This is a genomic window from Puniceicoccales bacterium, assembly GCA_031255005.1.
In the GTDB taxonomy this organism is placed as follows: Bacteria; Verrucomicrobiota; Verrucomicrobiia; order Opitutales; family LL51; genus JAIRTH01.
Genome location: JAIRTH010000027.1, coordinates 1 through 13,258 on the forward strand (window position 1 = coordinate 1; position 13,258 = coordinate 13,258).

Consider the following 13,258-nt stretch of genomic DNA (forward strand, 5'->3'; position numbering starts at 1 on the left):
AGATGACAGAGTGGCCGAATGTGCCCGACTCGAAATCGGGTGTACCAGCGATGGTACCGAGGGTTCGAATCCCCCTCTCTCCGCGCTTCATGGCAATCATTTTGAAAATTATAAAAATAATTCTTGACAATCAATATATACTATGACAGAATATCTTTTCTCGAAGTAATTAAAGGAAGAAAACTATGTTCATTGATATTAATAAAGGTAAAAAAGTTCTAATGTTTGTTGCCAGCGGGACAATGTTGATCGCCAGCTGTTTCGGTGGTGGAGATGAAGGTGATAAAAGTAAAGATATAAAGGGGGTATCGATCGATGGTAGTATGGCTAAGATTGAATTAAAACCAGTAAAATATACTTCTTTAAAATCAATCCAAGATGCAAAATATTTCGCAATGGCCTTAACAAAAGCGAATGAGAATCAGATTGTGATTGATGGACAAAGTTCAGAAGGAAAAATTAGTGATGCAGTAAAATTGGTTTTGGGTAATACGATAAAAAATTTGTGGTCAGATTTTTCTGGTAATTTTGATTCATTTGACGCCAGTGGATTTCCAAAAGACAAGAAACCATTTCTAGCAGCTGTGTTGTGGGTAATGCAGGGGATATTATTTTTGCATAGCATAGATACTTCCATTTTTTGTTTGAATTTACTCCATAGAATTGCTGAAAGTTCTTTCGAAAAGGCTGAACTACTATTGTTATCCCAGTGTAAGGAAGAAAAAAAGGGTGAACCTGGTTATAATTTTACTCCTAACGAAGATGCTAACTGGAATATAATAGGGGAGGCAATAATGATGCTAGAGAATGAAAAAAATGGAAATTCTCAAAATGCAAATGGCCTCCTAATTGTATTAAAACAAAATAAGGAATTTTCAGCATGGTTAGGAGAGTAGCTATGAAAACCTTGTTTAATATATTTAATATTTTTTGTGCACTTCTGTTATTAATGGCAAAGCCATTAATAGCAGATGATCTTAATATCAGAATTTTTAAGGTTGGTCAGGCAAATGCTGTATTATTAACAAAGGATAATACAGCTTTAGTTGTGGATTGTGGAAATGGCAGTAGGTATGGCCAAAGCTTTGATAATGGGCTTTGTGGTCAATCCATAAAGAGGGACAATGTTTTATCTCAATGCGATCAATTAAAGATAATTATAACACATGACCATGATGATCATTATAATGCTATTAATGCTTTTAAGGGAGTTGTTGATAAAATTAAAAATATCATTAATATCATTAGTATATGGAATGAAGCATTGTATGATTCATTTAGTGGTTATAAAAAGGTCGGAGTGTTTAAACACGGAAATTGGCAATATGCAGGATGGCTTAATGGTGCAGATAATATTAATGGATATTTAAGTGGAGCTTTAGGAGATGATGTTACTGTGACATGCTTACGTCCAGATAAATTTGAAGATACACTACTAAACCCAGAAAAGGAACATGACAATAATGTGTTGTTATATATTGAATATAGAGGAATAGGCATTTTATTGCCAGGAGATGCTAATAGCACATTATTAGCCTATCATATGTTGCATACCCCTAATTTTATAAATACTCTTAAAAATGTTAACATTCTTTTAATTCCTCATCACGGGAGTGCAAAAAGTGGCGAGCAACTGTGGATAGATGCGATATTTGGTGGTGTCGGAAATAATAAGATTAAAATGTTATTCATTTCTAGCGATCCTGAAGAGGAAAATAAAATCCCAAAAGAATGGCTGTGTAAACAATTAGACAGTAAAAAACTTCCAAATTTTGAATATATAGGGAGGACGTGGAGATTACAGCATTGCTGTTATAGAATATCGATAGATGCCAATGGCCAAATCGAAGTTTTTGATGGGAAGAATCAATTATTCCCAGCACAATAATGTTGCCAAGAGGGTAGAAGAGTATAATTATATTTTCTTCTTTGGGTAATTTTATTATGAATAGTCGCATTAAGGTATTGATGATGAGTGTATTGTGCTCAGTCATCGTTTTGCTGGGAGGTGGATGCGGTAGGCAAAAAGATAATGATATACTGAAAGTTGGTAACAGCATAGATCCGAGCTCTCTGGATCCCCAGGTGGCCAGTGGTGTCAGCGAAATAAGATTGTTAAGTGCTATCTTCGAGGGACTTGTGGTTCCTCATCCGGAAACTCTTGAGCCCATGCCTGGCCTGGCAGAATCCTGGACCATCTCCGAGGATTTCCGTAAATATGAATTCACTCTCCGAAAAAATGCCACCTGGTCCAATGGTGACCGAGTCATCGCCGAAGATTTCGTCTTCTCATTGAAAAGAGGTCTAACCAAAAATTTGGCATCTCCTTGGATCGATATGTATCTATTTGTGAAAAATGCCGACAAATACCATGATGGAACATTGACTGATTTCAATGAGGTTGGCATCAAGGCGATTTCTAAAACCAAGTTGGAAATAGAGCTGGAAAACTCAGCACCGTTCTTCATGTCCATACTTTCCCATTCCTCCTGGTTCCCGGTGCACAGCAAAACCATCCTGAAATATGGAGCCATCGGCGATCGTACATCCCGATGGTCAAAAATAGAAAATATCGTGACCAATGGCCCATTCATCGCAAAATCTTGGACCCTATCAGATCGGTTTGTGGTGGTCAAAAATGAAAACTATTGGGATGAGGCCAATGTAAAATTAAAGGAAATCCATTTCATTCCAGCAGATGCAGATACAGAAGAAAGAATGTTTCGGGCAAAGGAAATCGATATCACCGAAACCATCACCATATCCCAGATAGAACGACATAAGGGATCAAATTGTCTGAAAATTAACAATGGCCTTGGCTGTGTATTCCTGTGGATGAATTGTGGAAATTTCCCGCTAAATGATAAAAATGTACGAAAAGCATTGAGCTTATCCATAAATCGCAATGCCATATGCAGAATGTCCAATCGAGGTGAATCTCCGGCTTATTCGTTGGTGCCTAACGGTACAATGGGTTATGAATCAAGTGATCTGTTTAAAGAAGATGCGAAGGAAGCAAAAAGACTGTGCGATAATTCATCTTTTAAAAATAGAAATGAAAAAGTTTTGACTTTTCTTTATAATACTTCGGAACTCATGAGGTTTATTGCCGAGTCTGCCCAGGAATCTTTCAGGAAAAATCTTGATCTGAATATTAACCTTATAAATGAGGAATGGAAAGTCTTTCTGGCCTCCAGACGAAATGGAAAGTTTGACATCGCCCGGGGAGGCTGGGAAGGAGATTACAATGATGCCACAACTTTTTTAAATCTATTTCTTTCCGATAATCCAAATAATCACGGCAGATGGAGTAATGTAAAATTTGATGAGCTAATGGCTTTGGCTTCAAAAGATATGAAAAATAGATCGGAGCTACTAAAAGAAGCTGAGAAAATCATGATCGATGAAATGCCAATCATTCCGCTATATTTTAGGGCAACTGGGCATTTGGTCAGCGATAGGGTAGGCGGTTGGTATGGCAATATATTGGACTCGCATTCCTGGAAAAATATTTTTATTAAACAATAATTTTAACTATTTGACTTTAGCCTATCTTGATTTATTGACTTTGTGTTTCTGATTTTTAGACTTCCCAACGGGATGGGGTTATTAGATGTGTTATGTGTCATAATGGGAGGTGGCAGAGGTACGCGTTTATTTCCTTTGACAAAGTACCGTTGCAAGCCTGCAGTGCCGCTGGCTGGTAAATATAGATTGGTTGATGTCCCTATCAGTAATTGTCTCAATGCCGGCCTAAATAAAATATATATCTTGACTCAATTCAACACAAGATCACTCCATAGACATATAGAAAATACCTACAGATTTGATACCTTCGGCGGTGGCGGTATTGAAATTTTTTCAGCAGAGCAAACCGATGATGGTATAGGAAATTGGTACGAAGGAAATGCCGATGCGGTCAGGAAAAATATGCGATATTTTAATGTAAATGATGAGGATATAATGGTTATACTATCCGGCGATCAGCTATACCGAATGGATATTGCGGATTTCATTAGGCATCATGTGGAAACTAAAGCGGATTTGACCATTGCATCTAAAGCAGTTATAAATACAAAGGTTTCCGCCTTTGGTGTTATAAAAATAGAAAAAGACTTCTCCATTAGCAAGTTCGTTGAAAAACCAACGGATCCTTCAATTATGGAAGAATTTACGCTAAACGGATCTCTGAGAAATAGTCTGAAAGATAAATCCGATGCCAAGTATTCCTTGGTCTCAATGGGTATATATGTCTTCAAAGCTGGTATTTTGAAAAGAGCCTTGGCTGGCAGTGGAACTGATTTTGGCAAAGAGATAATTCCATCTCTATTGGGCCGAATTAGATTAAAGGCGTATATTTTTGATGACTATTGGGAAGATATCGGTACAGTGCGTTCATTTTTTGAGACAAACCTGATGTTGGCTCAGGATGTGCCTCAGTTTAACTTTTTCGATGAAAAAAATCCCATATATACCCATCCAAGAGCATTACCTGCATCGAAAATAAATAGCTGTAGCATGAAGGAAGTTTTGATTTCCGAAGGAAGTATAATATCCGAATCAACCCTGCGTAGATGTGTCATAGGCCAACGAGGTGTGGTCGGCAGAAGTTCTTTGTTGGAGAATGTATTAATGATGGGAGCAAACATGTACGAAACTTCCGATGATATGGCCAATAATAAAAGAAATGGCATTCCAAATGTAGGCGTAGGTGATGGATGCTATATCAGAAATTGTATAATAGATAAAAATGCTAGGATAGGCAATAACGTTAAATTAACTCCAGATAGAAAGGATGATGGCTTTGACTATGATGGCATTTATGTGCGAGACGGAATATTATGTGTTGGACAAGATGCCATAATTCCAGATAATACATCCATATGATTTTATAATTTTCTTGACTTGATGGTAAAAAAGGTATTCGTGCGAGGTTGTTATTTTAAACGGAAATAAATTATGTTGTTTAATGCATTGGTAGCGTTTTTATTGTGTTGTTATGGCGATACTATATGCACTTTTATTAATGAAAGAGTTATTTGCAATATTGAGACGATGAAAACAGAGATATACAATAGGTTGGAGGCAAATCGAGGTAATGTATCGCTGCAGGCTAGATCATTATTTGATAAAATCTGGAATGCTTTTGTTGCCATGTATGGCAATGAAAATAGCCTAAAATTTCCTCCGCAAATTGTCTGGTTGAATGGCGCTCCGGGCTCTGGAAAAGGTACCAATGGTCGCAGCATAATGAAGGCCCTGGATATATTTTCTAAGCCAGTGGTGGTTAGTGATTTATTGAATTCAGATGAAAATAGAGATTTGATAGACAGCGGATCTCTCATTGATGACGAAAAGGTTACTAAGGTGGTATTCGAAAAGCTGTTTGACGGTACCACTTGCAGAGGAGGGGCAATAATAGATGGATTCCCCAGAACTTTAATCCAAGCCGAATGCGCCTATCTGTTTGTTGAAAAAGCCAAGAAATTACCAGCGGGCAAAGATCTTAAGATCTCGGTTATAACTCTTATTGTGGATGAAAAGTCCAGCATAGAAAGGCAGCTACATAGAGGCAAAATGGCCAAGATTCATAATGAAAGTGTGGAAGAAAATAAAGTTGGTGAATTGCAGGAAATACGTAAAACCGATACAAATCCACAGCTTGCTCGGGACAGATATCAGACCTTCCTCGATCAAACGAAAGATGCCCTTGATTTTATGAAAGATATGTTTGGGGCCCATGAGATAAGTACCATAGGATCTTTCGAAGAAACAAAAGACAGAATATATAAAACATTGCGACAGGAAAAGTAGTAAGCATTTTGCGTTCTGTATTTTATGGTTCAGTCTATGGATAGATTGCCTGATATTTCGAGATTCAGGAAGAGATTTGAGGTTTTGGAGCTTGAAATGGCCGATGAAAAGTTTTTTTCAGATCGCCGAAGAGCTGCCGAATTGTCAAAGGAACATAGCAAATTGGCCGCCCTTCTGGATAAATTCCAATCCTATGAAGCGCTGAAAAAATCAATTTCATCCAGCATTGATATGGCGAGAGACCCATCTTTGGATCAGGAAATGCGAGATTTGGCAATCGAAGATGTGGAAGTGGGCAACGATGAATTGGCCAGATTGACCAGAGAGATTCTGATAGATATGATTCCCAGTGACAAAAGTGATTCACGTAATACGGTGATCGAGATTCGAGCCGGCACCGGTGGGGACGAAGCAAGTCTTTTTGCCGGAGATCTTTACCGAATGTATACCCGGTATGCCGAAAGGCGTGGTTGGATCATGGAGGTGTTAGGTACCAGCGTTTCAGAATGCGGAGGATTTAAGGAAATTGCATTTTTAATCGGTGGCGAAGATGTTTATAAAAATTTAAAATTTGAAAGTGGCGTGCATCGGGTCCAAAGGATACCGACCACCGAAGCCAACGGAAGAATTCACACATCGGCAGCCACAGTGGCGGTTTTGCCCGAAGCTGAAGAGGTTGATATCCATATAGCTCCGGAGGAGTTGGAGATATCTATCTGCCGTGCCAGTGGTCCTGGTGGTCAAGGAGTTAATACCACCGATTCGGCGGTGCAGATACTGCATCGTCCGACGGGAATGATTGTTACCTGTGCCGATGAGAGATCCCAGCAGAAGAATCGGGTGAAAGCAATGACTGTTTTACGCTCCAGATTACTACAAAAAAAAGAAGAGGAAGAGCATGCAAAATATGCTGCCGATCGCAAAAATCAGGTGGGTTCCGGTGATCGCTCCGAACGGATAAGAACCTATAATTTTCCGCAAAATAGACTCACAGACCACAGAATTCAAATGACATTATACAGCCTTACTCAGCTAATGGATGGAGATTTGGACGAGCTGATAGATGCATTGATCAGATTTGATATGGAACAGAAGGTGGAGGCTTTGTTGAACTCTCAGCAATAATTTTAGTATAAATTTCTTGTACATATAATTCAAAAGTATATAATTCAAACAGGTTAATTTAGTATATGGCGATTAGAGTAGCAATAAATGGTTTTGGCAGGATTGGCCGGCTCGTTTTTAGAGCAATTGTAGATAGTGGAAAATTTGGAAGTGAAATAGAGGTTGTGGCGGTCAATGATCTTGTGCCTGCGGACAATCTAGCATATCTGTTAAAATATGATTCTATCCAAGGAAAATTTCTTGGCGAAGTCCATTCGGATGGCGATGAAGTGCTGGTTGTCAATGGCAAGAAAATAAGATGTTTGGCGGTAAAGGATGGGCCTACTGCCATGCCATGGAAGAATTTAGACGTGGACGTTGTCGTCGAATCCACCGGATTGTTTGCCAGCGATGTGTTAGCCCAAGGCCATCTTGAAGCCGGGGCAAAGAAGGTTATAATATCTGCTCCAGGTAAAGGCGAAGGCGTGAAGACCGTGGTGCTTGGCGTCAATCACGGTACTTTGACCAAGGATCATAATATAATTTCCAATGCCTCCTGTACCACCAATTGTTTGGCGCCTATAACAAAGGTTATTGTGGATAATTTTGGTGTGGTTGAAGGTCTTATGACGACTATTCATAGCTATACTGCCACGCAGAAAACCGTGGATGGTCCATCTCGTAAGGACTGGAAAGGTGGCCGTAGTGCTGCCATAAATATCATTCCATCCACCACCGGTGCTGCGGTTGCTGTGGGATTGGTTTTGCCCGAAGTGAAGGGTAAACTCACTGGCATGGCCTTCAGAGTTCCTACGCCGACGGTTTCCGTGGTTGACTTAACTGTAAAAACAGAAAAACCTACGTCCTATAAGGAAATTTGTCAAAAAATGGAAGAGGCTTCCAATGGCTCTTTAAAAAATATTCTTGGTTATACCGCTGACGAAGTGGTTTCATCGGATTTCATTCATTGCAGTTATTCATCGATTTTTGATGCCGGATCTGGCATTGAACTGAACCAAAATTTCTTTAAACTCGTCAGTTGGTATGATAATGAGTGGGGCTATAGCTGTCGTTGCGTTGAGCTAATAGATAAAATTAAGCAATTTTTATAGTCTATATATACATATCTTATTTATTGGAAAGGCAACCCTTGGGTTGTCTTTTTCTATGGAACCGCTAAAATTCTTCGGTGGTTTCTGACCTAGGTAAATTATTTCTCCTTATGCCGACGATAACTATATCTATTTTATCTATATTTTTTATGCCAATGTCATCTGCCAATACGATATGCAGATGTTTTTGAAGAGTAGTGCTTATTTCTGGTAGCTTTTGGTCGCTGGGCATGACGAAACTTATCCGAATGTTTATTTTTTTTCCTTTGGAGAAAATATCTATTCTTGGTTTGATTTGCATTCCCAATGATTTGCAAGCATCAAGAATGGTTTCTTTCAGCACGGATTTTTTTATGAAAACCTTGCCACTTTCGTTATCCAGTAGGCATAATATGGTTCTCCTGATAGATCCTGTGGTGATTTTTATTGCCATATAAATGACCATTAGGCCAATGAACCATAGAAAATATGGAGACCTAACAATGGCAAGGCCCTCGGTTTTTAGCTGAGCCGATACCCAATTACAAAGATCTTCTAACATCCTAGGCCTAGATTAAAAATATAATGGTCCGTATAAAGAAGAAAATCTCAGTGACTTTGAGGGAATATTCTAGCAGTTAGCCATCATTAGTCTTGGCAAGCATTGGAAATGGCTTGATCCAGGGCATGCCAGGCCAAAGTTGCACATTTTATTCTCATCGGAAAATGTTTGACTCCGGTTAAGGCAATGATGTCGGTGTTCTTTAGAACTTCATCCTGAATATTTTCGGTACCACTTAGAATGCGTTGAACCATCTTCGATAGGCCAAGACCGTCTTTCAGGTTTTTGAGTTTTACTGTTTCGCTCATTATCGAAGCCGAAGCCACGGAGATCGCACAGCCGGTGCAACAAAAACGAACGTCTGTTATCATTCCACAGTCAATGGTTAGATAGATTGTCACATCATCGCCACAGGATGGGTTATTGCCATTGGCCTCGATGGTAAAGCTTTCTGGTCGTCCAGAATTTCGCGGATTTCTATAGTGATCGAGGATTATTTCCTGGTATAAATTATCGATCTCTGTGTTTATCATCATGATGTGCCAAAACTCCGATGGGTCTCCTAATAGGACGCGGATATAAAGATATATTATTAATGCAAGCTGTAAAAATTTTTTTGCCAGTGGAATAATGGGCTAAAGTCCATTTGTAATTGATCAATTGCTGATCAAAAAAGTTATTCACATGGTTATTGTTAATAACTTGTGCATATATTGAGCTTGATGATAAAAAATCTTTCGTAAAGCTACTGGGTTCTGATGGTGATTAACATGATTGATAGGTTGGATTGCGAGTTATTGTTGCCCATTAGATATAGTGTTTTAGCGGGATATGGTAATTTTTTTATGAATTGCTTTTATGGCTTGATCATCCAGCAAAAATGGCTGAGGTTTATTACTCAACAATGGATGATCAAAGTCTATGGATTGCCAGAAATGTTAATAACTTTTGATGCGTTGTGTTAATATGTCGGATATTGCAAATATAAATGATGTTTGGAGTGTGGTCAAAGAGGACTTCAAGAGGTCATTTCCATCGGATGTGTACAGTGCATGGTTTGATACCATAAAAGGTGTGAAGCAGAACGGTGATGATAGTCTGATCATCATGGTTCCTAATGATTTTGCAGCCATATGGATACATGATAACTATAGGGATATTTTGGTCGATAAATTTCAGATGGCTCTTGGGCGCTCCACCGACATATCCTTCGAAGTTGTCTGTGATAACCCCAATGGCGATGGTGCAAATAAAAATTTTTCTAAAAAAAGCCAATCCAAAGCCAGCGATGTGTCAAAGAATGCTTGTTCTGATCCTTCCGAAGAGTATATGCTAAGTCCACGCAATACCTTCGAAAATTTCATCGTTGGGTCTGGTAATCAGATGGCCCATGCGGCCAGCATCGCCATAGCAAATTCACCGGCCAAAGCATATAATCCATTGTTTTTGTATGGGTTTACAGGTCTTGGAAAAACTCATTTGATGCACGCAGTGGCCCATCATGTTTTGGCTCACAATAAGACTGCAAAGGTCTTGTACATATCCACAGAAAAATTGACCAACGAATTTATCCAGGCCATCCAGTCCAATTCTATGACCAAGTTTCGGTCAAAGTACAGAAATGTGGATATTTTACTTTTGGATGATGTGCATTTTCTTTCCGGCAAGGAGCGCATCCAAGAAGAATTTTTTTACACTTTTAACGAGCTTTTCGAATCGCAGAAGCAGATATTTCTATGCAGTGATAGGCCGGCTTCGGAAATTGCAGATCTGGAGGGGAGGCTTGTGTCCAGGTTCCAGTGGGGATTGGTCACTGACATACAGCCTCCGGATCTTGAAACGCGCATTGCCATACTCTCGAGAAAGGCAGCGGATATGCATCTTGTGCTAAATAATGATGTGTTACTATATTTAGCCGAGCGGGTTTCTACTAACGTTCGCAGGCTTGAAGGGGCTCTGACCAGGTTGGCTAGCTTTATAAAATTGTCTAGAACTAATATCGATATACAGGCCATAAAAACCATAATGAGGGATATTTTTGAGGAAGAAAAAAATGTCCAGCTGTCCATTGATGCAATTCAGCAGAGAGTTGCTGAGTTTTTCAAAATAAAGGTCTCAGATATACTAGGCAAGCGCAGGCCGGCGAATATAGCATTGCCACGACAGATTGCCATGTATCTAAGTAGATCATTGACAACATTTTCACTGATGGATATAGGCTTAGCCTTCGGTGGCCGTGATCACGGGACAGTCATCCATGCCTGCAAGTCCATCGAAAATGTTATGGAAATAGATCCGGTTTTGAAGCGCAATGTAGATCACCTTAAAAAGGTATTGCAAAATAGATAAAGCTCGGTGTCCTAGAATTATATAATTGATGAAGCAGCGTACCATTAGACGAGAGGCCAGTGTCCGGGGGAAAGCCCTTCATACCGGAGCTGAAGTAACACTGACTTTAAAACCAGCCAAAGAAAATAGCGGTATAGTTTTTCGACGCATTGATCTATACAATAAACCCGAAATTCGTCCATCGGCGGATTCCATTGGCGACCTGGTTCGCTGTACCACGATAACCTCTGGCCATGTGAAAGTGCATACCGTTGAACATATACTCAGTGCCATCTATGGCATGAATGTGGACAATGTGATAATAGAAATGGATGCTTCAGAACCTCCCATACTGGATGGTTCGGCTAAATTTTTTGCCAATTTGATAAATGAGGCAGAACCCATTGAGCAAGGAGCAGATCGTTCCTATTGCGAAATAATGAAGCCGATTTCTGTTACCCGGAGTAATCGTTCGATGATAGCTTTGCCCTATAATGGATTTAAAGTAACCTGTACTTCTTCCGATGATAGGGGCGTACATACTCAGCATTTGTCTCTGGATATAGATCCTGAAACCTATTGCTTGGAGCTTGCTCCGGCAAGGACATTTACCATATATGAGGACATTGAGGAATTGTTGAAGCTTGGCAAAATTCAGGGTGGTAGTTTGGACTCGGCCGTGATTATAAAAGGCGATAAGATATTGTCAAAGGAACCGTTACGATTTGCTGATGAGTTCGTCCGGCATAAGATTCTAGATGTGATTGGAGATTTAGCATTGGTTGGAATGCCGATAAAAGCCCATATAATCGCTGTGCGGCCGGGCCATGCCTTGAATGCAGAATTGACAAAAAGCATCATCGATGTCCAGCGCGATATGAAGATGGGTAAGAAAAAGAAACCCCAAACTCCGGCCGGTCCGGTGGTGATAAGCGAAGAAGAGGCCTGTTTGGATATAAAACAGGTGCTAAATATGCTGCCGCACCGATATCCATTTGTGTTGATAGATCGGGTGGTTGAGTTTATTGGCAACACAGAACTGCGTGCCATAAAAAATGTTACGATAAATGAACCCTATTTTGTTGGACATTTTCCTGGCCAGCCGGTGATGCCTGGTGTTCTTCAGGTCGAGGCGATGGCCCAGGCTGCTGGTTTGTTGATGATGCACAATACTCGTACTGAAAACAAGTTGGCTTACTTTATGAGCTGTGATAGAGTTAAATTCAGGAAGGCCGTTGTACCGGGAGATCAGCTTGAAATATGCGTGAAATTAATGAGAAAACGTGGAGATAGAATAGGCATAGCTGAGGCCTGTGGTAAAGTTAATGGGAAAGTTGTATCTTCGGCTGAATTGATGTTTTCCATAGTGGACCACGAAGAGTAATATGCCTAGAAAAATTCATAATACTGCCATAATAGAACCCGGTGCTCAGTTGGCCGATGATGTGGAGGTCGGTGCCCAGGCTTATATCGGTAAATATGTGAAAATTGGATCCGGTTCCATTGTTATGCATCATGCTACGGTGGATGGCGATACGTCCATTGGCCATGCCAATGTTATTCATCCCTATGCCTATCTAGGGGGACTTACCCAGGATTTGAAATATGCCGGAGAGCACACCGGGCTATTGATAGGTAACCATAATGTATTTCGCGAATTTTTTACAGTTCACACTGCAACAAAGCCGAATGAATCGACGATTATAGGTGATGATAATACTTTTTTGGCCTATGCCCATGTGGCCCATGATTGTGTGATTGGCAATGGGATAATTATGAGTAGCCATGCGGCATTGGGTGGCCATGTTATCATTGGAGATCATGCTAATATCGGTTGGAGTGCTGGCATTCATCAGTTTTGCCGGGTTGGCAACTATGCGATGGTATCTGCCATGGCGAAGGCAACCATGGATGTGCCACCCTACATGATTGCCGATGGCATGCCAGCCAGAATCAGGTCATTTAATAGAATAAATCTTGAACGACATGGATTTAGTGAACAAGATGTCCGCATCGTCAAAGAGATTTATTTGGCTTTATATGCACAAACCAAGGTTCGGGCGGAGACATTGATGGAATTGAGAAAGGCCAGCACAATACCTGGTGATTTGTATGACAATGTGTGCTCGTTTTTTGAAAGCAGTGACCGTGGGGTATGCTAGAAATTTTATCCATATCAAGTGTTGTAAAAATATTGCAGACCTTTATATTATTATTCTACTAGGTAACACTGAATGAAGGGAATAAAGGAAATTCGTCAGAGAATTAGAGCTGTGGAGGGTACGGCGAAGATAACCAAGGCGATGCAGTTGGTTGCGGAATCCAAAATGAAAAAGGCGCAGATGTTGTCCATTGGAAG

General features: G+C 40.0%; 12 protein-coding genes. 10 read left to right on the plus strand and 2 right to left on the minus strand.

Annotation, left to right across the window (positions count from 1 at the left end; genetic code table 11):
• The first annotated feature begins 185 nt into the window (after positions 1-185).
• From LBH49_03135 to gap, 7 genes are all read left to right on the plus strand, one after another.
• Positions 186-896 carry a hypothetical protein gene (locus LBH49_03135; GenBank protein ID MDR0351616.1) on the plus strand — a complete coding sequence of 237 codons (711 nt, stop codon included), beginning with the start codon at positions 186-188 and terminating at the stop codon, positions 894-896.
• Positions 881-1,888: an MBL fold metallo-hydrolase gene (locus LBH49_03140; protein ID MDR0351617.1), complete on the plus strand. Its 1,008-nt coding sequence runs from the start codon at positions 881-883 to the stop codon at positions 1,886-1,888. Before LBH49_03135 ends, LBH49_03140 begins: the two co-directional genes overlap by 16 nt.
• A gap of 56 nt (positions 1,889-1,944) precedes the next feature.
• Positions 1,945-3,528, plus strand: coding sequence for a peptide ABC transporter substrate-binding protein (locus LBH49_03145; protein MDR0351618.1), 1,584 nt, complete (start codon positions 1,945-1,947; stop codon positions 3,526-3,528).
• Between the two features lie 72 nt (positions 3,529-3,600).
• Entirely contained in the window at positions 3,601-4,887 is a 1,287-nt protein-coding gene (locus tag LBH49_03150; GenBank protein ID MDR0351619.1) for a glucose-1-phosphate adenylyltransferase, read from the plus strand.
• Positions 4,888-5,055: 168 nt separating this feature from the next.
• On the plus strand, positions 5,056-5,814 hold the full coding sequence (locus LBH49_03155) for a nucleoside monophosphate kinase (protein ID MDR0351620.1): 759 nt from the start codon (positions 5,056-5,058) through the stop codon (positions 5,812-5,814).
• Between the two features lie 24 nt (positions 5,815-5,838).
• Positions 5,839-6,939 (plus strand): peptide chain release factor 1, encoded by a 1,101-nt coding sequence (gene prfA, locus LBH49_03160; GenBank protein ID MDR0351621.1) that lies wholly within the window; start codon positions 5,839-5,841, stop codon positions 6,937-6,939.
• 65 nt (positions 6,940-7,004) lie between these two features.
• Positions 7,005-8,030 (plus strand): type I glyceraldehyde-3-phosphate dehydrogenase, encoded by a 1,026-nt coding sequence (gene gap / locus LBH49_03165; GenBank protein MDR0351622.1) that lies wholly within the window; start codon positions 7,005-7,007, stop codon positions 8,028-8,030.
• Positions 8,031-8,094: 64 nt separating this feature from the next.
• On the opposite strand, the gene LBH49_03170 is transcribed toward gap, so the two are convergent.
• Positions 8,095-8,571 carry a hypothetical protein gene (locus LBH49_03170; GenBank protein ID MDR0351623.1) on the minus strand — a complete coding sequence of 159 codons (477 nt, stop codon included), beginning with the start codon at positions 8,569-8,571 and terminating at the stop codon, positions 8,095-8,097.
• Positions 8,572-8,657: 86 nt separating this feature from the next.
• On the minus strand, positions 8,658-9,107 hold the full coding sequence (locus LBH49_03175; protein MDR0351624.1) for an SUF system NifU family Fe-S cluster assembly protein: 450 nt from the start codon (positions 9,105-9,107) through the stop codon (positions 8,658-8,660).
• Between the two features lie 430 nt (positions 9,108-9,537).
• On the opposite strand from LBH49_03175, the gene dnaA reads away from it, so the two are divergent.
• Genes dnaA through lpxA form a run of 3 tightly spaced genes read left to right on the plus strand, consistent with a single transcriptional unit; the run spans position 9,538 to position 13,061 of the window.
• Positions 9,538-10,920: a chromosomal replication initiator protein DnaA gene (dnaA, locus tag LBH49_03180; protein ID MDR0351625.1), complete on the plus strand. Its 1,383-nt coding sequence runs from the start codon at positions 9,538-9,540 to the stop codon at positions 10,918-10,920.
• Positions 10,921-10,948: 28 nt separating this feature from the next.
• Positions 10,949-12,283 (plus strand): bifunctional UDP-3-O-[3-hydroxymyristoyl] N-acetylglucosamine deacetylase/3-hydroxyacyl-ACP dehydratase, encoded by a 1,335-nt coding sequence (locus LBH49_03185; GenBank protein MDR0351626.1) that lies wholly within the window; start codon positions 10,949-10,951, stop codon positions 12,281-12,283.
• 1 nt (position 12,284) lies between these two features.
• Complete coding sequence (lpxA, locus tag LBH49_03190; GenBank protein ID MDR0351627.1) at positions 12,285-13,061, plus strand: acyl-ACP--UDP-N-acetylglucosamine O-acyltransferase; 777 nt, start codon at positions 12,285-12,287, stop codon at positions 13,059-13,061.
• The last annotated feature ends 197 nt before the right edge of the window (positions 13,062-13,258 follow it).